Below are 23,710 nucleotides of genomic sequence, written 5' to 3'. Positions count from 1 at the left end.
TGATTTTATAACCAATTAAAAAGGAGGTCATTATGAATATAATACAACGAATTGAACTTTGGGGAGATGCACATCATCCAAGGTGGGTTGATTTCTTGAGAGTTATCCTAGGAATATTAATTTTTGCAAAAGGGATTAGCTTTATTATGGATCGAGATTCAATTGCTGAATTAATTCAAAAAACAAATTTCCAGTTATCCATTTGGGGAGCCGTACACTATGTCGTTTTTGCACATCTAGTTGGAGGAATTTTTATCGCCTTGGGCCTAAGTACAAGACTAGCTGTTGCTATCCAAATTCCCATTCTAGTGGGGGCTGTGTTCTTTGTAAACATCACCAATGGATTTAGTTTTTTAAATTCAGAATTTTGGCTTTCATTGATTGTATTAGTGTGTTTAATTTATTTTTTTATTGTAGGATCTGGACCGATCTCACTAGATAAAGAAATGGACAAGGTCGGATACAAGAGAAGAATTTAGACTACTGATTATATAAAATTTTACATCTTTTTTGAGATTAAATCAGCCTTGTCAAGGATTGAGTAATTATGAAATTTTCGATGAGGCTGACAATTAACCCAATTTAGTCAAACAAAAAACTAATCTTTGATTCTTAATTTTATAAATAGCTCTGATCCTTGTCTTTGAGGTATGCTGTTATAACACGGTTCCATTATTTCAATATCATAATATGCATTAAACAATTGTCTATAATCACTCTCAGTTCCGCCAAATGGTGGTCCATCATTATCGAATTTCTTATTAAATAGTAAGCCGATCAAATGACCATTTTTTGCCAGCAATGATGCAGTTTTTTTTATATAGGAAGTCCGTAATGTAGGAATTAAAGCACAGAAAAATGTCTGTTCAATAATCAAATCATATTGACCAATATGATCAAAAAAATCCCCATGAATGATGCGTATATTAGGATTTTTGTAAAATCGTTGTTCAATATTTTTTACTGCTTTTTCAGAAATATCAATCACTGTGATATTTGTGAATCCCTTAGTTAATAGATAGCTTGCTTCATGTGCATTTCCGCAACCCGGAATAAGAATTCGATGATTTTTTTGTTGGATGTAGGTGTCTATGAATGATGTAATCGGATACGAAGGGTAGCCTATGTCCCATCCAATTTGGTTATTTTCCCATTTTTTATTCCAGAAGTTGTGATCTAAAGGATTCTCCATGTTGATACATTAATTAAACCATTTCCATTTGATAGATAATTTTACATAACTTGATTGAATCGTTCAAAATACTTCCAATATTTATCTTTAAATATTTCAAAATCTATCTTTAATTTTTGATCGAATTGCTCGTGGATGGTACGCATAATCATTGCTGGCTTTCTATATTCTTTACAAGCATAAAAGGATTCCCTAATACCATTGGTAGTCAAGCTGCCAATAAAAACGTAGCCATTCTGTTGTGGAATCAAGCGTTCTATTTCATCCTCGATTTGTTCTAATATTTGAACGTTTTTTTCATCTGGTAGTTGATTAGCGTTTTCCGTTAAAAATTCCTGGTAAATGATCAATATCCATGGAAATGATGACTTATATTCCCAATTCAGAATGTTTGTATTGATCTTGAACAAAACGGGTAAATTTTCTTCTAATATTCCACCTAGTTCTGTGAAATCTTCTTTTTTTGGATCGTATTGGATTTGTTGATATTTTTCCACAAATTCCTTTTCTCTCCAAATTAAATAATCTTTTAATTTTCTAATGGGAATTAACTCTTCTATATTTTCTGCAGATCCCCTTACGTCGATTTTGTCGATAACTTCCATCATGATTTCCTCACCTAAAAAATTGTCCAGGAAGATATATACCCCATTGTAAACTTCTTCATATTCTTCTTGATGATAAGCGTGTTCGTAAACCAACATTAGCTCAATTTCATCTGGATATTTCGGATGCGTTATAGGATAAAATTTTATGTTGTCTTTATTAAAGTTCCGATTGTTTATTCGAACATTGAAATCAATATTTTGATTTGGTGGTTTCAGGGATCTAAACGTCCAATTGGGGATTTCAGGTGAAACTTCAACTAACTCTTCAACCAAATAAACAAGTTTTATAATCCCTTCGGGACTAAAAATGAGCTCAGCTTGCAAGTCATTGTTTAAACCTACTAAAAAGAAAATGTTCAAATCTAATTCTTCAAGTTTTTGAGAGATTTGTACAATTAAAATTTCTTCAACTTTAATTCCGGAATATAATGTTTCATAAAAAGATTCACTTTTGGATTTGAACCATTCCCAAAATACATCATATTTCTTTGCATATTTAATCGCAGGGTTAGCGAGGTATTGATTTCTTTCCATTGAATTCGATTATTTTTTGAAATCGCAAAATTTAAATGGTTATTCTGCCGGATTATAAGTTTAAATATACCAAAAAGGACTTAGTATATGACAATCGGAACTCGCAGAGATGAAATTTGGTCCTTACAATTTTCTAAAAAAAAAACCTATTTAGCCTTTTAAGACTAAATAGGTTAATCAATAGATAAAATGTTATTATGCTATTGGAGCCGGCGCTTCTTCATTAAATAATGGTAGATCCTTAATGAGATTGAACCAGGTAATGATTTTCTTTATATCAGACGTATAAACTTTTGTTTCATCATGATTGGGTGCAACTTCTCTAAAAAAATCACGTAAGACATTCCCGTTAGCTTTAACCTCTGGAACACTTACTTCATTGGTTTTGATGTTTTCAAATATCGCTAATAAACGTATTTCTTCATCTTCTCCATAGATAGTGATATCCTCCAAGGTAGCCATCTTTGTGGTTGACAAGTTAACAATAGATTTGTGTTTTGCTTCATCTAAAGTTTCTAGGACAAATCCACCTTTGTTTTGACCAACCAATTTGAATAAACCAGGTTTTCCTGTTACTGATACTAGTCCTCTTAAATTCATGGTTTTCTGATTAATCTTCGATAATTTCAATTCCCAAAATACGGTCACCTTGACGGATATCGTCAACAATATCAACGTTTTCAATCACTTTACCGAAACAGGTGTGATTACGATCAAGATGAGCTGTATTGTTACGGCTATGACAAATAAAGAATTGTGAACCTCCCGTGTTACGTCCGGCATGTGCCATGGATAATACTCCTCGGTCATGATATTGATTTTCACCATTTAATTCACAATCGATTTTGTATCCAGGACCACCAGTTCCAGGCATTCCTGTTGCTCCCTCACGTGTATTTGGACAACCTCCTTGAATAACGAAGTCTGGAAGTACCCGATGAAAGTTTAATCCGTCGTAGTAACCTGATTTAGCCAATTTTATAAAATTGGCTACCGTATTTGGAGCATCTTCTGTGTAAAATTGCACAGTCATGTCGCCCTTTTCAGTTTTAATAATTGCTTTACTCATATTATGTCAGTCCATTTTCTATTAGAGTACAAAGATAAGGTTTCTCTTTAAATTTTAAAGTTTGTGGATAAGTTGTTGAAAATCAGATTTGTGACCTGTACTCTGATTAGGTACTTTTAATGCAAAGTATTGTTAGTCACTTAAATATATAATCTATGCGAGAAAAAATGGTCATTAGAGATTGGGCTGCATCTGACCAGCCGAGGGAAAAATTATTAGAGCAAGGACGTAGAGCAGTAACAGAAGCAGAATTATTAGCTATATTAATAGGTTCTGGTTCAAGGGATGAAACCGCAGTTGATTTGTGTAGACGAATATTGAATAGTGTCAAGCAAGACTTGTTGTTACTTTCGAAATTGGATGTGTCTGATTTATGTAAGTTTAAAGGTATAGGAGAAGCAAAAGCTATTTCCATAATCGCGGCATTAGAACTTGGTAGGAGGAGACAAGAATCTAAAAGTTCTGGGTATATAATGTTAAATAGCAGTAGGTTGGCATATGAATACTTAAAAAATCAGATGCAAGATTTACCCCACGAAGAATTTTGGGTAATCTATTTAAGTACCGCTTGTAACGTTATTGCTAAACAGATGATAGGTAAGGGTGGAAACGATTTCACCCCAGTTGACACTCGGATAATTTTACGATTTGCATTGCTAAATAAAGCACATTCGATGATTTTGGCCCATAATCATCCTTCGGGTACCTTAAAGCCAAGTAATGCTGATATAATACTTACTAAAAAGATAATTAAAGCTTCAAAGGAAATTGATATTCTAGTTCAAGATCATATTATTTTTACAGAAGATAATTATTTCAGTTTTCGAGATAAGGGCATTTTGGAAGTATAAAGCAGATCCAAAACAGTAAAATGTTTTGGTAAAATGCTGAAATTCTAGAAGACTTTTACAGCCAAGACAGTTAATCCTTCCGCGAATACTTCTTTAGAGAGTAAAGGATTATCGGAGCACAATTTCGGTTTAAGAGAATATGTTGAAAAAATTTCTTATCATATATCAATCAATTTAATTTTTAAACTAATGAGATTTGTATACATAAAATGGAGGATCATAAAATGGAAAAATTTAATTATTATCCAGCAAACTCAAGAGGCGAATCTGACTTTGGGTGGTTAAAATCAAGACATACATTTAGTTTCGGAAGCTATATGAACTCAAACAGAGTTCACTTCGGAGCATTACGAGTTATCAATGACGATTTTGTTGAGAAAGGTATGGGATTTGGAATGCATGGTCATAATAACATGGAAATTATCACTATACCACTTGAAGGCGAATTAGCACACAGTGATAGTATGGGAAATGGGTCTGTCATTACAAAAGGTGATATCCAAGTGATGAGCGCAGGTACTGGAATTGAACATAGTGAGTATAACAATAGTGAGACAAATTCAGTGAAATTTCTTCAAATATGGGTAATTCCAGATAAAGAAAATGTAGAACCAAGATACGATCAGCAAGTTATTGACTTTGATTTGGCCAAAAATAATTTTTTACAAATTCTCTCTCCTAACAAAGAAGATAGCGGGGTCTGGATTCACCAAAACGCTTGGTTCCACTTAGCAAATTTTGATGCTGGCTTTGAAATGGATTATGTGATGAAAGATCATTCTAATGGCTTATTTGTTTTTGTGTTATCGGGAAAAATTAATGTTTCTGGTCAAGAAATGGTTGACCGAGATGGTTTGGAGATTTCCGGAGCTACAGCAGTTCATCTAAGGGCAAACAATAGAGCAGAAATTCTTTTAATGGAAGTTCCTGTCTAACAGCTTTTAATCCAAAATAGACTTTGGGTTATTTTATGAGGTAGATTTACTAATAAAAAGAAGCAGTGATTTTTTTCGCTGCTTCTTTTCTGTTATATTACTTTATTTTAGTGAAAATTTTGATAAGCTATTTCACTGCATAGTACTAGTTCATTTCCCATCCTGCAATTTTAGAGACTGTTCTAGGGATATCTACATTATCCATTTTATGATTAAAGTTCTCAGCACCAACCCCGATAGCATAAACAGGGATATAACCTGCGGAATGACCCCCAGAAGCCCAGCCTATGGATGAAGCTTTATTCAACACCGAAATTGCTAACGAAGCTATTTTGTCATTAGTAGCATACAAGCTTTTCTGTGTTTCGTTTTGATGATTGACAAAACTTTTCTCATAAGCTTCAAATATTTCCTTTTCATCATTCTTGGAAACACTTATAGCTGTCCACAGCCCTAAATGAGCACTTAAGAAGTCTTTTACTTGATCCCATTTTGCATTTGGATTTTTAGTTCGAAAATCGTTAATTAACACAGATAGTTCACCTTGAGATATCTTTTGGTTAATCAGGTTGTTTAATCGTAAAGTAGAACTACCATTACCAACCACTAATCCGCCTGTTTCATGATCCGCCGTTACAATGATTAATGTTTCTCCTGGATACTTTTTATAAAATTCAAATGCTTTCTCTACAGAATTATTAAAATCGATAACTTCGTTTACCGCAGTAGCACCATCATTTGCATGGCTCGCCCAATCGATCTTTCCACCTTCAACCATCAAAAAGAAACCTTTACCACCTTTCTCTAAAGTTTCTATAGCCGCGGAAGTTATTTCTGCCAAGTTCAAGTCTCCTGGTTTTTGGTCAATTGCATATTTTAAAGAACTCGCATCAGTTCCCTTTTTATTCATTAGGATCATTTTTTCATAATTACTACTTTTAGCCTTTTGGTAATCTGCTAAACCGTATAACAATTTATACCCAGCCTTCTCAAATTCTGGAAATATAGATGGTACTTCTTCCTTTTTAGAATTTGTGGTAGGTTTTAAAAAACCTGAACCGGCAAAAAAGTCAAATTCGGATTCTATGATATCGCGAGCAATCTCATGATACATGTTGCGGTCAGGCTGATTAGCATAAAATGAGGCTGGTGTAGCATGATCTATACTTACGCTAGTTGTAATTCCAACTTTTAAACCCTTTTCTTTTGCATAATAAGCTAAACTTTTATAGGATTTAACGCCAGCACTATCCATTCCAATTACACCGTTTTTTGTTTTGTACCCAACCGCTAAAGCGGTACCACCAGCTCCCGAATCAGTTACACCATGAGACAATGAATGAGAAGTTGCAAAAGTTGCATTTGTAAATTTGCTAAATACCATCGGAACAATACCGGTTTGCTTTTGTAAGGAAGCTAAATAGAGTTCTGAAGCATGAACTTGACCAAATCCCATTCCATCGCCTATCATGTAAAAGATGTATTTGGGTTGTTTTTGTGCAAAACTAATTGCACTAAAGACAAAAAGCGCGACAAATAAATTTAGAATTTGTTTTTTCATGTTGGATTGAATTATTTATTTACAAAGGTAAGGTTCAAGCATAAATTGTATGTTAAGAAATTGGTAAAATTATTAAAATACAAAAGGTTGACGTGAATGACAACCAATAATTAATTCTAATTAAATACACAATTAAATGCTTTTGGATAAAAATATGAATTTACATATACCTAATTGATATTAATCAATATCCTAGGAATTGCAAACAAAATGTTACAAACATTGTTAAATATCCTATACCAGTATAAAATCGTTATGGAAAATAACTTAATTAATACAGCTCGATCGTATTTCAACGATCAAAATTTTCAAGATTTAGCTAGTCATGAAGACTTACAGGTTGATCAAGTAAAACGTAGTCTTGATACGGCAATTCCCACCTTGTTTTTGGGTCTACAAAAGAAATCAGGTTATGATTTACAGGCAATCCTAAATAAATTAAGAGAGTATTTTACGGGATTTAATTTTTCTGACGTTTCTCAGTTTTGGAAGTCGAATGATACTGAATTAACATCAGGTGAAAAATCACAACATATTCTAAATACTTTATTTGGAAAAGATTTTGATAGCGTATTACCTAATTCAGCTAGTTTCCTGGGTATGGATACAGGTAAGTTGCAAAATATTTTTAAAGCTGGGTTGCCAGCTGTGATTGCAGCTCTAACGGGAAATGGAACGAATTGGGACTCGACAGCTATTGAAACAAATTTGAATAACAATAGAGCCGGGTTTTTAAAAGCACTCCCTGTAGGATTACCCCTTAATATTCTCGGAGATACTTTATCAGATTCTGAACATGTATTGCAAGGAGGACCTACTATCGAAGAACCGATCAGTAAACATATTGTGAATCCAGTTGAAGATGTTGTGGTGAAGGATCCAATCATTCCAAGTAATGTTAATACACCCAATAATCCCATGGTCGCTTCCGATAGAGATACGAAGAAAGGGGCAGGATTATGGTGGCTTTTAATTCCAATCCTACTGTTATTGTTATGGTTTTTATTTGGAAAGGGATGTAATCGTGAAGAAGCAACCATCGCTGAAAGCTCTGCTCATGTTGATTCCTTAATTACTGATGAAGACGTTACCCTTGAGGATCCTATTTCAGGATTCGAGAAGGAGGGTGTTGTCGTTAAATTACCGAATAACATAGAACTTAATGCGAATAAGGGCGGTATAGAAGATCAGTTGGTTATGTTTTTGAATTCCGATTATAAAGAGCTCTCAGATGAAGATTTAAAAAATAAATGGTTTGATTTTGATAATTTGAATTTTGAAACTGGCACCTCTAATATTCTTCCTGAGAGTCAGGTTCAATTAGACAATTTGGCGGCTATTTTAAATGCATATCCAACGGTTAAAATTAAAATTGGAGGATATACAGACAAAACAGGCGATGAAGCTATTAATATGAAAATTTCTGAAGAAAGAGCTAACGCAGTTAAAACAGAATTGGAAGGAAAAAATTTAGGCGACCGAGTTATTGAGACGGAAGGTTATGGATCGGAATTTGCAAATTTTGAGGCAACAGCTCCAGAAACTGATCGTATAAAAGACAGAAGGGTAGCTATTAGTGTGAGAAAATAAAGCAAATTTCCCTAAAGGTTAACAAAAGGGCATTACGCGATATTATATACACAAGAATATCCACTGAGGTATAATGATTGATTTTTACTAAATAGAAAGAGCATAATTAAAATTTTAATTTATGCTCTTTCTATTTAGTAACGCCATCTTTTGTTATTTTTACAACATGCTTACTTCAGATCAGACTAAAATGATACAAAATGATTTTGAGAAATTTTTTAAATCATTAAAAAAAAATGCCAAGACCTTGGATTTTGAATTGTTTGGACAGTATGCTTCCTCCATTTTAAATTTCTATATTGGAAGTTCCTTGCTTACTTATGCAGAAAAAACAGAGGCAAGTATGTTTCTTTGTACCCTTTTTAACATGGGTAAGGGCAATGTAATAAGCCCGGTTGATCTTCAGGAGATATCCGATATTATTCGTAAAGACTCCACGCTTGACTATTCAATCATTCAGTCGGTTTTTGAAAAATAAAGTGTTAAAAATTTTTATGATTCCAAATAAGTTTAGAAATCTCGTATCCAGAGTCAACTGCATATTTTTGATAAGTTTCTATTGTTTCTTTCGATAAAGTCTTTTTTCTGCTGAAAATCCACATTCTATCCAAATTATCTCCATAAACTAGGATGTCTTGATAGTCTGGGTCAATTTTTACAATGTTAAAATTTGAAAAAAAGCGACCAAATAAAGCGGCTTTAAAATTTCCAATATTTAGATTTTGGTGAGTTTTGACCTTTGATTGTCCAACTTTATGGTGACCAGTTTTTGAATGATAACCACCAATCTTGGCTTCATATGTTCCTTTTTCATTTTTGAGGAATTCCAGAGTAACGTCAACTAAATTTTTCTCCCAGGGAAAATTCATTCTTGCTATTTCGTGCCATTTACCTATAAACTTTTCGGGTTGAAAATCTTCAATTACTTTGACGTTGGATTTGATGGGTCTCATGTAATTGTAAATGAGTGTCCCTAGTGCAATCGTAGCAAGTGTAATAAGACTTTTATTTTTGTCCATGTTATAGTTTTAAATAAGAAAACACACAGAAGGATAAAAATGTTTAATGAGTTTCCTAGCTTTGCTGTAAATTTAAGAAATTGTATTCAAGAGAAGAAGTAAAGAGGTTAAAGGAATCCTTTTGGACAAACTTTGGGCAATATATGTCTGTTGTGTACGGTTATGATGGAGAAAAAATAGGCTGGGTAAATTATAAAACCGGAATCAAGCAGTTGTATTTTAGGATGCAAACCAAAGATAACAAAGCTGTTATAGCAATTGAGTTGACGCATCCCCAAGAGAGTATTCGTTCCTTAATGCTAGAACAGTTTAAGCAATATTCTGAACTTTTGGTTGAAGAATTAGGAGAAGAATGGGTTTGGGAAGAGATGTTTCATGATGACAATGGTAAGCCTATTGCTCGAATATATAAGGAGATTATACATGTTAATGTTTTAAATATTACTGATTGGCCTGAATTAATTTCTTTTTTTAAACCTCGAATTATTGCGTTAGATCGGTTTTGGACAAAAGTTAAGTATGAATTTGAGTATTTTAAAAATTAATTAGATATGATAAAAGTAGGTAGAATATTGTTTCTTCTGTTGTTGGTGATTCAATCTCAACAGAGTTTTGCTTGGGGAATGACTGGTCATAGAGTAATTTCTGAAATTGCTGAAGAGCATTTAACTAAAAAAGCGAAACGAAATATACAGAAATTAATAGGAAATCAAAAGTTGGCGTATTGGTCCAACTGGGCAGATTTTATCAAATCATCACCCGATACATTGCTAAATGAAACTGGATCTTTCCATTTTGTGAATACTGAAGCTGACCTTAGTTTCGAACAGTTTAACCTTACACTACAGGAGACTCCTGATTATAACTTATATAAAGCCTATAAAAAGATTAAAAAAGACGTGGTAAATCATGATCTTAGCTTGCAAACGCGGAAACAGGCTTTGTATTTCATGATTCACCTATTAGGTGATGCACATCAGCCTATGCATGTTAGTAGGGTGGAGGATTTAGGTGGAAATCGAATACCTGTCACTTTTTTTGGTAGATCTTCAAATATCCATCGGGTGTGGGACAGTGATTTAGTTGATAATGAAAAATATTCATATACCGAATATGCACAACTATTGGATTATGAGAAATATTTTTACAAACAATATACTCAATCCACTTTTGAAGAATGGTTGTACGAATCACATCAGCTAGCCAATACTATATATGCTGATGTTTCAAAAGATAATAATTTATCCTACGGATATATCTTTAAATTTAAGGATAGTATGGAACTTTGTCTGTTAAAAGCAGGATTAAGATTGGCAAAAGAGTTAAACGAAGTATTTGGCTAATTTTCAATAGTCCAATCAAAGTAGGAACCGCTACCAACTAAATGTTTGTTTTGATAACTAAATTTGACATCCATGTAATCTTGGTTACAGCAACTGTAATCGCTGCAACAGAATCTTCTATTAATTTGAAATTTTAAACGAAAGGACCCTGAATTATTTTCACTCGAGAATCTTAGATCAGTTAGTTCAAATTCTTCAATTTCTGGGCTACCGTCAGTATTTTTTAGTTGATCAATTATATAAGACCTAATTTGTTGAAGGAGCTGAGGAGGAAAAAAATTAATAAGTTCTTGATCCTGGTTTAAAACTTCAGCTAATTCCAGCTCTTGGAGGGGCATTTTGATTTGAAAATTTTTATTATCCATTTTTCAAATAATTTAATAATTGTTCATGATCTTGGAAATGTTTTTGAATTAATTTGGCTTGGTTATGTCCTTTTCCAGATAGTTCTGATAGCGCAAGTAAGGTTATATAATCATTTATTCTGATTGGCAATCCAGCATTTGATTTGTTAAAAGTAATGTTCTTCTTCTTTTCGTTAACATGGTAGTTTGATGATTTTAATTTCCGAAAAATTATCTCATTACTCAAAATATTAAGTTCCTCTTCCCAATAACTAATTCTGCTTAATATATAGTATTCAAATAACTCTTGATAAATTTTGACTTTGAAATTTTCTTGATAAATCTTGGCTGATGCGGTGGTGCTGTAGTAAATTAAACCATCTTTTAAATAAGGCTTTTGTACCCCATTTCTTAAAATTTTAACAGGGTAATCCTGGCCGAAAATTTGAATTTTGATAAATTCCAATTCCGTTATTCTCTGAACGGACTTGTATTTATGATTTTTGGAAAATTGACGGACAAATGCCTTTAACTCCTCGAGTGTATGTAATGGGTGTGCATATAAAAAAGGTGTTTTGTTAGGTTCATAGACTACGCGAATTTCACTATTTTTAGTAATAATTAGTTCATACTCTTTTTTATCAATGCTAATTAACATAATGATGCAAAATACAGTTTTTCATTTTGATTTAGCTTTTGATTTTAATATTTAAAAGGTTCTTTCGACTTTTTTCCTAGAATTGTTATGTTTGCATACGGTTTAATGATCGTCGGTATAAATAATTTAGGTTAATTATGAAACAATACGTTTTAATTGCAGCATTATTCGCAAGTTCTGGCCTCGGGGTAGCGCAAGATCAACAGGCGATTAACTTGTCTCATATGGACAAGACTGTTCGTCCTCAGGATGATTTTTACAATTATGTGAATGGAAATTGGATGAAGACAGTGGAAATACCTTCAGATAAGGCGCGCTGGGGTTCCTTTGATCAATTACGTGAAAACACAGATGAGGCGACTTTAAAAATATTAAAGGGATCTCTTGAAAAAAGTTTTGAGAAAGGATCTGATGGTCAGAAAATAGCAGATCTCTACAGATCATATGTTGATTTTGATACAAGAGATAAAAAAGGTATTAATCCAATCAAAGGGCAATTGAATGATATTGATCAGGTTAAAAATCTAAAAGAGCTTTATGATTATTTTTCAAAGTATGCTACAATAGGAGGCAATCCTTTCTTTGGCGGGTATGTTTATGCCCATATGAAAAACAGCAATGTTAATGCAGTTTACTTAGGAGGCGGTGGTCTTGGTTTAGGACGTTCCTATTATCAAAAGCAGGATGCTAAAAACACAGAGACTTTAGGGAATTATCAAAACTATATCAATTCTTTGTATGGTAAAATTGCTCCAAAGACGAAAGACCTAAAGGGACCTAAAATTGTTGAATTTGAAAAATTAATTGCATCGAAACTTAAAACCGTGGAAGAGTCCAGGGATGCTCAAAAGAGATACAATCCTATAGCTGTTAAAGATCTGGGTTCTATGGTGAAAAACATGGATGTTGCAAAATATATTCAAAGTTTGGGATTCAATGCTGATACGGTTATTATTAGTGAACTGAAATATTATCAAGCATTGGATGAGATTTTGAATGAAAAAAATCTTCCTGCTATTAAAGATTATTTGAAATTCCATATAATGGATGGTGCCACTAGTTATCTCACTAAAGAATTGGATTCGTTATCTTTTGATTTTTATGGCAGAACCCTAAAAGGTCAGAAGGAACAAAGAATTCTAGAAAAAAGAGGCTTGGAGTTTGTAAATGGTAACGTAGGGGAGCTTTTGGGTAAATTATATGTAAAGGATAACTTTCCAGAGGAAGCTAAACAGACATGTGAAGAATTAGTGAATTATTTATTGAAATCATTCGATGTACATATTAAAAATCTAGCTTGGATGTCGCCAGCGACAAAGGAAAAAGCTTTAGAAAAACTATCCAAGTTTACTGTAAAAATAGGTTATCCAAATAAATGGAAGGATTATTCTTCATTAAATATAGGCACCGACCTAATTGAGAATGTTCATCACATTCAAAAATGGGCCTTTGAAGAAAATTTAGCTAAACAGGGGAAACCTGTCGATAAATCAGAATGGGGCATGAGTCCTCAAACTGTTAATGCTTATTATAGTCCTTTATTCAATGAAATTGTATTTCCGGCTGCAATCTTACAAGCACCTTTTTATGATTATAAAGCTGACCCGGCTGTAAATTTCGGTGGAATTGGCGCTGTTATTGGTCATGAATTGTCACATGGTTTTGACGATTCAGGTTCCCAATATGATGGAAACGGAAATTTAAATAATTGGTGGACAAAAGAGGATAAAGAAAAATTTGAAGTGGCAACTGATGCATTAGTGGCTCAATTTGAAAGTTATGAACCAATTCCAGGAGTCTTTGTGAATGGTCGATTTACTTTAGGTGAGAATATTGGTGATTTGGGTGGCTCTTCAGTAGCTTTTGATGCTTTGCAAATGTATTTAAAAGACAAAGGGAATCCAGGTTTGATCGATGGATATACGCAAGATCAACGGTTCTTTTTCTCTTGGGCGACCATTTGGCGTACAAAAACAACGGAAGAATTTGTTGTGAATCAAGTGAAAACAGATCCCCATTCTCCAGCTCAATATCGTGCAATTGGTCCTATCATTAATTTGGATGCGTTTCATAAAGCTTTCCAAACTAAACAAGGGGATAAGTTGTATTTGCCAAAAGAAAAACGAATTGTTATCTGGTAATAATTAGTAATACAAAAAGAGCCTTTAGGCTCTTTTTGTATTTAACATTAAATAGTATCATCTTCAACTTCCGCATCTGGTGCATTTTCTTGGACAGATTTTATACCATTATTTCTTCCGGCTTCACTTTCGTACATTTCGCTTGAACCTATTATTTGTCCATTTCCGGCTTTTAAATTAAAGTAGTATTTACCGTTTTTCGCAGTCAATTTGTCAAACTTTTTACTATCGATGGCATTTTTTTTGACCGAGGCAATACCGTTTTCACAAGCAGCTTTTGTCGTGTAACCTTCACCAGCTAAAATGACTTGTCCATTTGAGGCTTTCAGATTAAATTGAAATTCCCCGTTTTTTCTAGTTGAAACAACAAATTTTCCCATAGTTTAATTTAATTTTTTAGTTAATTGATACTAATTTAATGATTTCAATTCGAATTATCGCTGTGCTCAGCAATTAGTAGCAAACCAAGGCATTGGTTGTCAGAATTGGGATAAGGTGTATATCCCGCTCATAATTGTTCTGATCTTTACTGACCTTCTATTAGATGTATTCTTCTTTAATGATTTTGGTAAATACTGGGGATGATATATAGATAACTTCTACTATATATATTGGTTCTTCTTTTTTCTTAGGACTACACTGCTTTAAATGTTTTTAACACCTTATGCCAAAGAAATGTCATTTAAAAACTTTTTAAAGTGTTTCGATAAACTAATTGTGATAATATTCCGTTATAAGAGCAAACAAAGATTACCTAAATGACGACGACAATCAAGGAAGAATTAATTGGTACCTGGTCTTTATTATCATTTATTGAAGTGCCTATCAATGGTGTCGATTCTAAGTTTCCAATGGGACAAAATCCAAAAGGAATTTTAATTTACGGAGCGGATGGATATATGTCAATACAAATTTCAAATGCTAAACGAAATAAGTATGGCCCAAATGAAGATCTCTATTCAGAAAATAATATGTTAAAATGCCTAAAAGAATTTATGGCATTTTCTGGGACTTATAAAGTAGATGTTACCGATGCTATACTTCAGCATCACATTACGAATTCATTTCTTCCGAGTTGGGAAGGTGAAATTCAGGAACGTAAAATCGACTTCGAGGGGGATATTTTGTATTTAAAATCTATTGAACCAATCCTTTCTGACAATGAATATGTAAACAGTTATATGACTTGGCAACGGATAGACAAGCTAGAGATTCCCTCAAATCGAGATCGATTTCTTGAAATCGCATCACTCAGACGAGATAAAACGCAAATGGAACGAGAATAAATGGTCAAAAAAAATGATAGTTTTTTTACATCACTAATTATAGTAGTTGTTTTTAAAATTCCGTACCTTTGTGGCATCAATTCAAGATATGAGTGACGCTATAAAACACGAGTGCGGAATAGCACTTATCCGACTTTTAAAACCCCTATCTTATTATCAAGAAAAATACGGTACGCCGTACTATGGCATCAATAAATTGTATTTGCTTATGGAAAAGCAACACAATCGCGGCCAAGATGGGGCAGGTATTGCTACGATTAAATTCGATGTAAAGCCTGGCAACAGATATATTTCTCGATATAGGGCAATGGGTTCAAGCGCAGTTGCAGAAATTTTTGAATACGTTCAAAAAAAGTTTGCCGCTGTTCAAAAGGCTTATCCTGAAAAATCTAAGGATACCCAATGGTTGAAAGATAATGTAAGCTTCACGGGAGAGGTTCTACTTGGGCATCTTCGTTATGGAACACATGGGAAAAATAGCATTGAAAGCTGTCATCCTTTCTTACGTCAAAATAATTGGATGTCTAGAAACCTTGTTGTGGCTGGTAATTTTAACATGACAAATGTTGATGAACTTTTACAGCAGCTTTATGATTTGGGGCAACATCCAAAAGAACAGGCCGATACGGTAACTGTTCTTGAGAAAATTGGTCATTTCCTTGATGAAGAAAATCAGAATTTATTTGACAAATTTAAACAAGACGGCCTTTCTAATATTGAAATAAGTGCACAAATTGCAAAGAACATTGATGTATCCACCATTTTAACTCGTTCAGCTAAAACATGGGATGGTGGATATACTATTGCCGGTATATTTGGACACGGAGATGCGTTTGTTATGCGAGATCCTGCGGGGATAAGACCTGCTTTTTATTATCAAGATGACGAAGTATTAGTTGTCGCCTCCGAGCGTCCTGTTATTCAAACCGCTTTCAATGTACCACTTGAATCTGTACAAGAAATCAAACCTGGCTATGCTTTGATAGCAAAAAAGGACGGTACAGTTTCTCAAGAAATGTTTAGACAACCTGTTGAACAAATGTCGTGTTCCTTTGAACGAATTTACTTTTCAAGAGGTTCAGATGCTGACATTTATAAGGAACGTAAAGCTCTTGGAAAGCTTTTATGTCCTCAAGTTCTTGAAAGTATTAATTGTGATATAAAAAATACGGTTTTTTCCTTTATTCCAAATACAGCCGAAGTTTCCTATTATGGTATGATGGAGGGAGTAAATGAATATGTTAGAAGTTTTCAAAAAGAGGCACTTCTGAACCGTTCTGATAAAATCGGTGATTTAGAATTGGATGAAATGTTAAGTATTACTCCTCGTTTTGAAAAATTGAACGTAAAGGACGCTAAACTTCGTACATTTATAACCCAGGATGCTGACAGACAAGACATGGTTCAACATGTCTATGATACCACCTATGGAATAGTTCGTGATCATCAGGATACTATTGTTGCAATTGATGATTCGATTGTTCGTGGGACTACTCTTAAACAGAGCATTCTAACAATTTTAGATCGTCTACATCCTAAGAAAATTGTAATAGTCTCCTCAGCTCCGCAGATTCGCTACCCTGATTGTTATGGAATAGATATGTCCCGAATGAGCGAGTTTGTTGCTTTTGAGGCTGCTATTTCACTTCTACGAAAAAATGGATTAGCGCATATCATCGATGAAGTTTATCAAAAGTGCTTAGCATCAATAACATTACCTAAAGATCAGGTTGAAAATTATGTCAAAGCGATTTATGAACCTTTTACAGATAATGAAATATCCACGGAAATAGGAAGAATTATTAGACCTCATAATTTAAAAGCAGAACTAGAAGTAATATTCCAAACATTGGATAACTTACATATAGCCTGTGCAAATCATAAAGGGGATTGGTACTTCTCTGGAAATTATCCTACTCCAGGGGGTAATAAGGTGGTAAATAGAGCTTTTATGAATTGGATGGAAGGAAAGAACGTTAGAGCTTACTTTAGTAATTAAAAAGGATTAAGCATTAAGTTATCTTTGCTGCAAGTATAATGTTGGAGTAAGCAGTTAAAAAATAAGCTAGAAAACAGGTGCAACGTTTGCACCTGTTTTCTAGCTTATTAAATATACTATGGATTCAGATTATTCCTTAGTTAATAGATATTTTCTTATCCTCTTCAAGTTGAGAAGCTATCAATGAGTTGGATTCGAGCAAAGGAACCTTCTTTATAATTTTACTACTTGCCAAATATTCTTTGTTCCCTGCAAATATATACAAGAGAGAACCGTTTTTTATAGTATTAATTATAGGTTTTGTTAATTCCTTAGGTAAAGCTGGACAACCGTAACTTCTTCCCAATCTGCCGGTAGAATTTATTATGTTTTGACTACAATAATCAGCTCCATGTACCACAATTGCACGTGGTCTGGCTTGATCATTAATACCTTTTTCCAAACCATTTAATCGTAATGAAAAACCATTACCACCTTGATATGTCTCTTGAGTTAGATAAAACCCTAAAGAACTTTGATAAGAGCCATGATTATTAGAAAAGGAGGTAGCAAATTTTTCTCCGCTATTTCTACCATGCGATACTATATTGTGAAACAATAATTTTTTGGATTTCACATTTAATACATACATCCTTTTTTCGGTGGATGGTTTAGTGAAATCAATTACAGTGATAATTTCTTTATTCTTAGGATTAAGTTGATTGTATCCTTGTAATGCTTGTTGAAATGCTTCCCATTTCATTATTTTACCCAATTCCATCTCTAAATATAGATTTCTGATTGGATCTGTTTGTTTTTTTTCTATGGTATCCTTGATTTCTTTGGGGGCAATCACATGATTTGTAGTATTTAATGTGAGTACCGAAGTAGCTACAGCCCATAAAGAAATAAGCATTAATTTATTCATAAGCGCTTTCTTTATTTTCGATTACAAATTTAGGAAAAAATTGATTGTCAAAGTGTTAAATAATGTTTTATTCAATCACGACGACTAAAGATTCCATGGGTTTTGACTTTTCATAAACAAACTTGGCATGTGAAGATGCATTTCTAACACACATATGTGATCGTGGTGTGGTTCCTAATGACCAACTATATTCTATGATTTTACCTTTTGGATTATTTACAGGCACACCGTGTATATATGCCCCGTTAGTGAATCTGCTTGCATATGGAGCATAGCCTTCAATGGAAGTTGTTCCATCTTTATAATAAAACATTTTTGCTTTTTGTTCTTGGATGACAAATACACCCGTTGGGGTTTCCATAGCATGGGGAGGTTTATGACGACCTGTTGTGGCAGGATTCATACTGCGTATTTTCCATTCGCAGTTTCCTGTTCGTTCTATGCTACAAATATTTTGATTTGTAACATCTACAATGTTTACGTGTCTGATTATCATGTCGCTGCCTATGAGTTTCACGTACCGTTTAGGAACATACCACGTCCCTTCGAAGGATATTCCCTTCAATTTCACCATATCTAATGTGTCCGAACTCTCTAAACTAACTAAGGAACCATCTCTTCCATAAATGGTTGGTCTTTCACTAGATTCCTCTCGGTATAAAGGGGCTGATTGGTATCTTTCCGTGCCTAAAGTGTCTGAAACTCTTTTATATTGATTTCTGACAAAATTTTCTACCACCTCAGCCTCTTTATTTCTGTTCCTGTAGTTTTGAAGAACTGCGTATTGATGCTCTTCTCGCTGAAAGTTCTCGATAAAAGCTAGTTTTTCCTTTATTTTATCTAATTGAAATAGTCTAGTAGTATCCTTATAAGGATATACTTCCTCCAACGTATATTTGTCAAAAGTTATATCAATTTCCAAATTAATGTCTTTAGCGGTTCTGGGGCGAGCTTTTTCTTCCTCTTCTTTTGCTCGTTTAACTTGTTCCAAAGAATCCAATCTTTTTTGTTCGTTATAATTTTCATTCTTTGAGGTTGATTTTTGACAGGAGGAAGCTATCAGAAGGCAAACAAATAGACTAAAGAAAATACAATTTCTCATTCGCAATAATTAATAAATGGTTTTTTAATAATGACAATTTAAAGCTTCTTACCCAGAATCAACTAATATTCTACCAAATTCATTCCAAATTTATCTGTAAATTAGGAAAATATTATAAATAATCATGGTGAACTCAAAGAACTACATATGTATTGCTGTTGCTGTAATTACAAATCAGGATGATGATCTGTTGACTGTTCGTAAAATTGGTTCGGATTATTTTCAATTACCGGGAGGAAAGATTGATGCTTCAGAGACTCCAATCATTGCTTTATTAAGAGAACTTAAGGAAGAATTGAATCTAGATTTGAATGCTGTCAATTTTAATTTTGTAGGTTTACATGAGGCCCAAGCTGTTAATGAAACAGGTAAAACCGTTAGGGGATATCTTTTTCGATTCAATCAGGATCTAGAATTTAATTGGATGAAGCCCCGTGCAGAATTAGAGGAAGTATTGTGGGTGAATAAAAAGAATGTCGAGAATGTTAGGTGTGCAAACTTACTCAAACAATATGCTTTACCAATCTGGTTGGCTAAAAATAATTTTTGATAAATTTTAAGTATTTACTGTTGGTCATTCCTTTTAGAATGATTTTTAAAATAAATACCCCTCCAAACTTAATTGGAAGGGTAAATACTATGAGGTATATTTTATTAAAAACTGAATGTTACGCCTACTGATGGTGCTAATGAATTTGCATTTAAACCATATGAATTTGTTGTTGTTTCGGTGTCTGAAACCTCTTGTTTTGTAGTACTATTTTTATAATATAGTCCCTTTACTTTAAATTCTATTCCAATGTTACTGGTTGGAAAATATGCGATACCAGGAGCTAATTCAACCCCATATTGTGCGGTCGATCCAATTTTTTCTCCATCCACATCCGAAGTACCCCATGCCATTGGGACTGTCAATTGACCAAAAAATTTAACTGGACCTTGGTTATTGCTATACATTCTTCCGAATGGAGCCAAAACAAACTCACCTTGTGTGGTTTCAACGTTATTTACTGACTCATTATTTTCCCACTGATAACCGACACCAGTACCCACTAGTATATTATCAGCAACAAAGTATCCAACTTGTGGAATAATACTGAAGGAATTATTTTTTATGTCAGAATCTTTTACTGTCGAACCATCATAACTAAGGTTTCCGCCAATTAAAAATTTTCCTTGTTCTGTTTGTGCACTTGCTGCAAATGTAAGAGCTGATATAGCTGTTAATGTAAGTAATGCTTTTTTCATGATGTTTATTTTTATATAATTTGACTTTATTGTCATGTTTAGTCAAATATTCAAATCGGATGCCAAAGTATTTCTATTCTGATTTACTTTTCTTATCAAAAAATCTTCTTATTATGGTATTAAATTGATAATTAGTGTTTTAACATTTTAACGTCAGTGTATTATCATGATTTCCTGACAGTAGGTGGACATTCCTGAAAAAACGTTATAAAATTTAAACAGATATTTTTTCATAAAGTCAATTTGGCAGTAATTTAAAGTGTTCGATCCTGACATATACTGGTTAAATGGCAGATTAATTGAATTTAGAAGTGCAAACAGGTTGATTTATGTGCTTTTATGATTATAGAGGATGATCATTTACTGGCATTTTCTTCTTGAATTCAATTGAAAGATAAATACAACGTCTTCTTTATGTATAATTAAACCAAAAGAAAGAATTCCGAATGTAATTTTACAACACTTCCAACTGCTGTGCGATTTGTAATATTTGTTCAAAATCTTATAAATACTTGAGACATTATAGACCTTTTTGAAAATGTTTTTCTAATTTAGAATTAAACCTATAATAATATGTCGATTTCAAGAAGAGATTTTATTCAAAAAACGGCCATGGTTTTGCCGTTTATTCAAATGAATACATTGTATTCAAATTCCAAAGCAGAAAAGATTGTTCGAGTTGCCGCAATTGGCATTAAAGGGATGGGATGGTCCAATTTATCATCCATAATTAAACATTCGAATGTTATTTGTACTGCAATTTGTGATATAGATGATCGAGTAATTTCTGAAAGAAAAAAACAATTATCCGACTTAGGACACCAAGTTAAAGTATATAAAAACTATAAAGATTTATTAGAGGACAAAAATGTGGATGCGGTTATCATTGCTACACCTGATCACTGGCATTGCCTCATGATGATTGATGCTTGTCAAGCTGGCAAGGCTGTTTATATTGAAAAACCGATTGGAAATTCAATTGTTGAGTGTAATGCAATGGTGGTGGCTAAAAATAAATATAACTCCATAGTTCAAGTGGGTCAATGGCAGCGATCACAAAAGCATTTTAAACAGGCTATTGATTTTGTTCATTCTGATAAATTAGGAAAAGTAAGATTAGTTAAGGCTTGGGCCTACTTAGGATGGAAAAAACGTGTTCCAGTACTTCCTGATTCCTCTGTGCCAACTGGAGTTGATTATAAAAGTTGGATTGGTCCAGCTAAAACAAGACCCTTTAATATGAATAGGTTCCATTATAATTTCCGGTGGTTTTGGGATTATGCAGGTGGTCTAATGACCGATTGGGGGGTCCATTTATTGGATTATGCGTTACTGGGAATGAAAGTATCCGATCCTAAATCTATTATGGCCGCTGGTGGAAAATTTGCTTATCCAGACGATGCTGGTGAGACACCAGATACACTTACAACAGTTTATGAGTTCTCCGGATTTAATATCCAATGGGAGCATGCATCGAGTATAAGCGGGGGGCCATATCAAAGAGAGCATGGGATAGCTTTTATTGGAAATAACGGAACCCTTGTTTTAGACAGGAAGGGTTGGGAAGTCATTCCAGAAGGTAATAGGATGGAAGCTGTACCATTCCAAAAACAAACAGATAATGGACTGGATGTGCATACGGCAAATTTTGTTCAAGCTATTCGTACCAATGATGCTAGTATTTTACATGCACCTATTGAAGTTGGAGCACATATTGCTAAACTTGCCCAGATGGGAAACATTGCCTATCGAATAGGTCAAAAAATAAATTGGAACCCAGAATTACAGAATTTTAATGAACTGCAGGCGAATGATTTATTAGCCGCAGAATACTACAACGGTTATAAATTGCCTAATGTTAAATGATTGGGTATAGTGAATTCTTCAAGACCACCAGATGATTCTCCTTTATTAGGTTAAAAAAGGTAGCATTTTTAATATTTTCTTCCAACAACAGAGGAAGATATATTTTATTATTTTGGACATTGAGTTCATAATAACCAAACAATATTTGATTATTTTTTTGAACTGATTTTACTGCTCTTACTAATTGAATATCATTTGCTAAATTAAAAGTCACTTGATTTCCGCTTACCCATTCTATGGTTATATCCAGAGTGTTTGCATTAAACCATATGCTTTGCTGTTTAATATACTTGAGTTGATTGTTAAGCAAAAACAATTGACTCATTAAGTAAAGGCTGATTGGCAACAAGAAAAACAGAATCTTGATTTTTATTGCTAATAAAATTGTTATTATAAATAGTACTAATCCAACAAAAACACTAAATAATGTGTTTTTTATTGCTTTTTGGATGATAGGTTTAGCGCATTCAATTAAAGTAAAACCTTGTTTGAATCGTAAATTCAAATTATTTGATTTAGTTTTTGATAATATCTTTTGTGATAATAAATATATTAATACCACAAGAAGGATGATTATTAGTAGAATCTTGTACATTAATATTGTTCTGATTCATTAGGGTAATTACCTGATTTTACATCTGCAATAAACTGCGTCGCTGCCTTGTTAATTTCTTGATTTAGATTCAGGTATTGTCTAAGAAATTTCGGTTTAAACTCTTGGGTTATTCCTAACATGTCGTTGACCACCAAGACCTGACCATCACAACCATTGCCTGCACCAATTCCAATTGTAGGAATATACAAACTTTCTGAAACTTGTTGTGCTAGTTTGGCGGGGATTTTTTCTAATACTATTGCAAAACAACCCGCTTCTTGTAATGCTAAAGCATCAGATTTAAGCTTTTCTGCTTCTTCGTCTTCCTTTGCTCTAACACCAAAATCGCCAAATTTATAAATAGACTGAGGTGTTAATCCTAAGTGTCCACAAATTGGAATTCCTGATTGGACGATTTTTTTGATATTGTCAATAATTTCTACACCTCCTTCTAATTTTAAGGCATGAGCACCGGATTCTTTCATCATTCTTACGGCGGCTTTATAAGCATCGACCGTGGATCCTTGGTATTCTCCGAATGGAAGGTCTACCAATACCATTGATTTTTTTGCCGCTCTAGCAACAGCAGATGCATGATAGATCATGTTATCTAAAGTGATCGGAAGCGTAGTTTCATAACCAGCGAAAACATTTGCTGCCGAGTCTCCAACTAATAAAATTTCTACTCCAGCATCATCTAAAATTCGAGCAGTAGAATAGTCGTAAGCTGTAAGCATACTGATTTTCTCCCCCTGATTCTTCATATCGCGTAGGATAGAGGTTGTGATTCGCTTTATTACTTTATTTACTGACATAATAGATGGGTTTAATGCAAAAGTAGACATTTTTGTAATAGTATCAA

The 23,710-nt window shown here is 33.5% G+C and carries 26 protein-coding genes; 12 read left to right on the top strand and 14 right to left on the bottom strand.

Annotation, left to right across the window (positions count from 1 at the left end; genetic code table 11):
- Window positions 1-32: 32 nt before the first annotated feature.
- Window positions 33-479, top strand: coding sequence for a DoxX family protein (locus AC6CHH_RS08520; RefSeq protein WP_498281789.1), 447 nt, complete (start codon window positions 33-35; stop codon window positions 477-479).
- Window positions 480-598: 119 nt separating this feature from the next.
- Here AC6CHH_RS08520 and AC6CHH_RS08515 read toward each other — a convergent pair whose 3' ends face one another.
- The 4 genes from AC6CHH_RS08515 to AC6CHH_RS08500 form a co-directional block, all read right to left on the bottom strand.
- A complete protein-coding gene (locus tag AC6CHH_RS08515; protein ID WP_498281787.1) occupies window positions 599-1,192 on the bottom strand; it encodes a methyltransferase in 594 nt (197 codons plus the stop codon).
- Window positions 1,193-1,233: 41 nt separating this feature from the next.
- Window positions 1,234-2,334: a DUF695 domain-containing protein gene (locus AC6CHH_RS08510; protein ID WP_498281785.1), complete on the bottom strand. Its 1,101-nt coding sequence runs from the start codon at window positions 2,332-2,334 to the stop codon at window positions 1,234-1,236.
- 195 nt (window positions 2,335-2,529) lie between these two features.
- Entirely contained in the window at window positions 2,530-2,934 is a 405-nt protein-coding gene (locus tag AC6CHH_RS08505; RefSeq protein ID WP_498281783.1) for a DUF5606 family protein, read from the bottom strand.
- 10 nt (window positions 2,935-2,944) lie between these two features.
- Complete coding sequence (locus AC6CHH_RS08500; RefSeq protein WP_498281782.1) at window positions 2,945-3,403, bottom strand: peptidylprolyl isomerase; 459 nt, start codon at window positions 3,401-3,403, stop codon at window positions 2,945-2,947.
- A gap of 155 nt (window positions 3,404-3,558) precedes the next feature.
- Between AC6CHH_RS08500 and radC the strand changes: the two genes are divergently transcribed.
- The gene (gene radC / locus AC6CHH_RS08495) at window positions 3,559-4,254 is read left to right on the top strand and encodes a RadC family protein (protein WP_498281781.1); all 696 of its coding nucleotides are present in this window, start codon (window positions 3,559-3,561) and stop codon (window positions 4,252-4,254) included.
- A 224-nt stretch (window positions 4,255-4,478) separates the two neighbouring features.
- Window positions 4,479-5,189 carry a pirin family protein gene (locus AC6CHH_RS08490; protein WP_498281779.1) on the top strand — a complete coding sequence of 237 codons (711 nt, stop codon included), beginning with the start codon at window positions 4,479-4,481 and terminating at the stop codon, window positions 5,187-5,189.
- A 145-nt stretch (window positions 5,190-5,334) separates the two neighbouring features.
- Here AC6CHH_RS08490 and AC6CHH_RS08485 read toward each other — a convergent pair whose 3' ends face one another.
- Entirely contained in the window at window positions 5,335-6,750 is a 1,416-nt protein-coding gene (locus AC6CHH_RS08485) for an alkaline phosphatase (RefSeq protein WP_498281777.1), read from the bottom strand.
- 255 nt (window positions 6,751-7,005) lie between these two features.
- On the opposite strand from AC6CHH_RS08485, the gene AC6CHH_RS08480 reads away from it, so the two are divergent.
- Entirely contained in the window at window positions 7,006-8,340 is a 1,335-nt protein-coding gene (locus AC6CHH_RS08480; protein WP_498281775.1) for an OmpA family protein, read from the top strand.
- A gap of 190 nt (window positions 8,341-8,530) precedes the next feature.
- Window positions 8,531-8,818: a hypothetical protein gene (locus AC6CHH_RS08475; RefSeq protein ID WP_498281773.1), complete on the top strand. Its 288-nt coding sequence runs from the start codon at window positions 8,531-8,533 to the stop codon at window positions 8,816-8,818.
- Window positions 8,819-8,822: 4 nt separating this feature from the next.
- Here the strand turns inward: AC6CHH_RS08475 and AC6CHH_RS08470 are convergent, their stop codons facing one another.
- Complete coding sequence (locus AC6CHH_RS08470) at window positions 8,823-9,359, bottom strand: lipocalin family protein (protein WP_498281771.1); 537 nt, start codon at window positions 9,357-9,359, stop codon at window positions 8,823-8,825.
- An 80-nt stretch (window positions 9,360-9,439) separates the two neighbouring features.
- On the opposite strand from AC6CHH_RS08470, the gene AC6CHH_RS08465 reads away from it, so the two are divergent.
- Both AC6CHH_RS08465 and AC6CHH_RS08460 read left to right on the top strand, forming a co-directional pair.
- A complete protein-coding gene (locus AC6CHH_RS08465; protein WP_498281769.1) occupies window positions 9,440-9,904 on the top strand; it encodes a DUF4268 domain-containing protein in 465 nt (154 codons plus the stop codon).
- Window positions 9,905-9,910: 6 nt separating this feature from the next.
- Window positions 9,911-10,702 (top strand): S1/P1 nuclease, encoded by a 792-nt coding sequence (locus AC6CHH_RS08460; RefSeq protein WP_498281767.1) that lies wholly within the window; start codon window positions 9,911-9,913, stop codon window positions 10,700-10,702.
- Here AC6CHH_RS08460 and AC6CHH_RS08455 read toward each other — a convergent pair.
- Window positions 10,699-11,067, bottom strand: a complete 369-nt coding sequence (locus AC6CHH_RS08455; protein ID WP_498281765.1) for a hypothetical protein — start codon at window positions 11,065-11,067, stop codon at window positions 10,699-10,701. The two genes, AC6CHH_RS08460 and AC6CHH_RS08455, sit on opposite strands and share 4 nt — an antisense overlap.
- The gene (locus tag AC6CHH_RS08450; protein ID WP_498281763.1) at window positions 11,060-11,704 is read right to left on the bottom strand and encodes a hypothetical protein; all 645 of its coding nucleotides are present in this window, start codon (window positions 11,702-11,704) and stop codon (window positions 11,060-11,062) included. Before AC6CHH_RS08450 ends, AC6CHH_RS08455 begins: the two co-directional genes overlap by 8 nt.
- A gap of 137 nt (window positions 11,705-11,841) precedes the next feature.
- Here AC6CHH_RS08450 and AC6CHH_RS08445 point away from each other — a divergent pair, with 137 nt between their 5' ends.
- Window positions 11,842-13,845 carry a M13 family metallopeptidase gene (locus AC6CHH_RS08445; RefSeq protein WP_498281761.1) on the top strand — a complete coding sequence of 668 codons (2,004 nt, stop codon included), beginning with the start codon at window positions 11,842-11,844 and terminating at the stop codon, window positions 13,843-13,845.
- Between the two features lie 47 nt (window positions 13,846-13,892).
- On the opposite strand, the gene AC6CHH_RS08440 is transcribed toward AC6CHH_RS08445, so the two are convergent.
- Window positions 13,893-14,225 (bottom strand): YegP family protein, encoded by a 333-nt coding sequence (locus AC6CHH_RS08440; RefSeq protein WP_498281759.1) that lies wholly within the window; start codon window positions 14,223-14,225, stop codon window positions 13,893-13,895.
- Window positions 14,226-14,603: 378 nt separating this feature from the next.
- Between AC6CHH_RS08440 and AC6CHH_RS08435 the strand changes: the two genes are divergently transcribed.
- Window positions 14,604-15,131, top strand: a complete 528-nt coding sequence (locus AC6CHH_RS08435; protein WP_498281757.1) for a lipocalin-like domain-containing protein — start codon at window positions 14,604-14,606, stop codon at window positions 15,129-15,131.
- A gap of 88 nt (window positions 15,132-15,219) precedes the next feature.
- Window positions 15,220-17,130: an amidophosphoribosyltransferase gene (locus tag AC6CHH_RS08430; protein ID WP_498281954.1), complete on the top strand. Its 1,911-nt coding sequence runs from the start codon at window positions 15,220-15,222 to the stop codon at window positions 17,128-17,130.
- A gap of 136 nt (window positions 17,131-17,266) precedes the next feature.
- On the opposite strand, the gene AC6CHH_RS08425 is transcribed toward AC6CHH_RS08430, so the two are convergent.
- Entirely contained in the window at window positions 17,267-18,037 is a 771-nt protein-coding gene (locus AC6CHH_RS08425) for a murein L,D-transpeptidase catalytic domain family protein (RefSeq protein ID WP_498281755.1), read from the bottom strand.
- Between the two features lie 67 nt (window positions 18,038-18,104).
- Window positions 18,105-19,139 carry a L,D-transpeptidase gene (locus AC6CHH_RS08420; protein WP_498281753.1) on the bottom strand — a complete coding sequence of 345 codons (1,035 nt, stop codon included), beginning with the start codon at window positions 19,137-19,139 and terminating at the stop codon, window positions 18,105-18,107.
- A gap of 124 nt (window positions 19,140-19,263) precedes the next feature.
- Between AC6CHH_RS08420 and AC6CHH_RS08415 the strand changes: the two genes are divergently transcribed.
- Window positions 19,264-19,689, top strand: coding sequence for an NUDIX hydrolase (locus AC6CHH_RS08415; RefSeq protein ID WP_498281751.1), 426 nt, complete (start codon window positions 19,264-19,266; stop codon window positions 19,687-19,689).
- Window positions 19,690-19,793: 104 nt separating this feature from the next.
- On the opposite strand, the gene AC6CHH_RS08410 is transcribed toward AC6CHH_RS08415, so the two are convergent.
- A complete protein-coding gene (locus tag AC6CHH_RS08410) occupies window positions 19,794-20,387 on the bottom strand; it encodes an outer membrane beta-barrel protein (protein WP_498281749.1) in 594 nt (197 codons plus the stop codon).
- A 573-nt stretch (window positions 20,388-20,960) separates the two neighbouring features.
- Here AC6CHH_RS08410 and AC6CHH_RS08405 point away from each other — a divergent pair.
- Complete coding sequence (locus AC6CHH_RS08405) at window positions 20,961-22,253, top strand: Gfo/Idh/MocA family protein (protein ID WP_498281747.1); 1,293 nt, start codon at window positions 20,961-20,963, stop codon at window positions 22,251-22,253.
- Here AC6CHH_RS08405 and AC6CHH_RS08400 read toward each other — a convergent pair.
- Together AC6CHH_RS08400 and panB are read right to left on the bottom strand one after the other, a co-directional pair.
- Complete coding sequence (locus AC6CHH_RS08400; RefSeq protein ID WP_498281745.1) at window positions 22,246-22,815, bottom strand: hypothetical protein; 570 nt, start codon at window positions 22,813-22,815, stop codon at window positions 22,246-22,248. The genes AC6CHH_RS08405 and AC6CHH_RS08400 overlap by 8 nt on opposite strands.
- Before the next feature lie 32 nt (window positions 22,816-22,847).
- A complete protein-coding gene (gene panB / locus AC6CHH_RS08395; RefSeq protein WP_498281743.1) occupies window positions 22,848-23,663 on the bottom strand; it encodes a 3-methyl-2-oxobutanoate hydroxymethyltransferase in 816 nt (271 codons plus the stop codon).
- Window positions 23,664-23,710: the final 47 nt, after the last annotated feature.

The sequence above is a fragment of the Sphingobacterium sp. GQ94 genome (assembly GCF_059758715.1).
Note: the sequence above shows the minus strand (reverse complement) of the source record. Positions and strands in the feature narration are given on the sequence as shown.

What these genes read in the sequence shown, in the direction of transcription:
- AC6CHH_RS08520 (WP_498281789.1), top strand. Translation starts at nt 33, where the DNA reads ATGAATATAATACAACGAATTGAACTTTGGGGAGATGCACATCATCCA.
- AC6CHH_RS08515 (WP_498281787.1), bottom strand. Translation starts at nt 1,192, where the DNA reads ATGGAGAATCCTTTAGATCACAACTTCTGGAATAAAAAATGGGAAAAT.
- AC6CHH_RS08510 (WP_498281785.1), bottom strand. Translation starts at nt 2,334, where the DNA reads ATGGAAAGAAATCAATACCTCGCTAACCCTGCGATTAAATATGCAAAG.
- AC6CHH_RS08505 (WP_498281783.1), bottom strand. Translation starts at nt 2,934, where the DNA reads ATGAATTTAAGAGGACTAGTATCAGTAACAGGAAAACCTGGTTTATTC.
- AC6CHH_RS08500 (WP_498281782.1), bottom strand. Translation starts at nt 3,403, where the DNA reads ATGAGTAAAGCAATTATTAAAACTGAAAAGGGCGACATGACTGTGCAA.
- radC (WP_498281781.1), top strand. Translation starts at nt 3,559, where the DNA reads ATGCGAGAAAAAATGGTCATTAGAGATTGGGCTGCATCTGACCAGCCG.
- AC6CHH_RS08490 (WP_498281779.1), top strand. Translation starts at nt 4,479, where the DNA reads ATGGAAAAATTTAATTATTATCCAGCAAACTCAAGAGGCGAATCTGAC.
- AC6CHH_RS08485 (WP_498281777.1), bottom strand. Translation starts at nt 6,750, where the DNA reads ATGAAAAAACAAATTCTAAATTTATTTGTCGCGCTTTTTGTCTTTAGT.
- AC6CHH_RS08480 (WP_498281775.1), top strand. Translation starts at nt 7,006, where the DNA reads ATGGAAAATAACTTAATTAATACAGCTCGATCGTATTTCAACGATCAA.
- AC6CHH_RS08475 (WP_498281773.1), top strand. Translation starts at nt 8,531, where the DNA reads ATGATACAAAATGATTTTGAGAAATTTTTTAAATCATTAAAAAAAAAT.
- AC6CHH_RS08470 (WP_498281771.1), bottom strand. Translation starts at nt 9,359, where the DNA reads ATGGACAAAAATAAAAGTCTTATTACACTTGCTACGATTGCACTAGGG.
- AC6CHH_RS08460 (WP_498281767.1), top strand. Translation starts at nt 9,911, where the DNA reads ATGATAAAAGTAGGTAGAATATTGTTTCTTCTGTTGTTGGTGATTCAA.
- AC6CHH_RS08455 (WP_498281765.1), bottom strand. Translation starts at nt 11,067, where the DNA reads ATGGATAATAAAAATTTTCAAATCAAAATGCCCCTCCAAGAGCTGGAA.
- AC6CHH_RS08450 (WP_498281763.1), bottom strand. Translation starts at nt 11,704, where the DNA reads ATGTTAATTAGCATTGATAAAAAAGAGTATGAACTAATTATTACTAAA.
- AC6CHH_RS08445 (WP_498281761.1), top strand. Translation starts at nt 11,842, where the DNA reads ATGAAACAATACGTTTTAATTGCAGCATTATTCGCAAGTTCTGGCCTC.
- AC6CHH_RS08440 (WP_498281759.1), bottom strand. Translation starts at nt 14,225, where the DNA reads ATGGGAAAATTTGTTGTTTCAACTAGAAAAAACGGGGAATTTCAATTT.
- AC6CHH_RS08435 (WP_498281757.1), top strand. Translation starts at nt 14,604, where the DNA reads ATGACGACGACAATCAAGGAAGAATTAATTGGTACCTGGTCTTTATTA.
- AC6CHH_RS08430 (WP_498281954.1), top strand. Translation starts at nt 15,220, where the DNA reads ATGAGTGACGCTATAAAACACGAGTGCGGAATAGCACTTATCCGACTT.
- AC6CHH_RS08425 (WP_498281755.1), bottom strand. Translation starts at nt 18,037, where the DNA reads ATGAATAAATTAATGCTTATTTCTTTATGGGCTGTAGCTACTTCGGTA.
- AC6CHH_RS08420 (WP_498281753.1), bottom strand. Translation starts at nt 19,139, where the DNA reads ATGAGAAATTGTATTTTCTTTAGTCTATTTGTTTGCCTTCTGATAGCT.
- AC6CHH_RS08415 (WP_498281751.1), top strand. Translation starts at nt 19,264, where the DNA reads ATGGTGAACTCAAAGAACTACATATGTATTGCTGTTGCTGTAATTACA.
- AC6CHH_RS08410 (WP_498281749.1), bottom strand. Translation starts at nt 20,387, where the DNA reads ATGAAAAAAGCATTACTTACATTAACAGCTATATCAGCTCTTACATTT.
- AC6CHH_RS08405 (WP_498281747.1), top strand. Translation starts at nt 20,961, where the DNA reads ATGTCGATTTCAAGAAGAGATTTTATTCAAAAAACGGCCATGGTTTTG.
- panB (WP_498281743.1), bottom strand. Translation starts at nt 23,663, where the DNA reads ATGTCAGTAAATAAAGTAATAAAGCGAATCACAACCTCTATCCTACGC.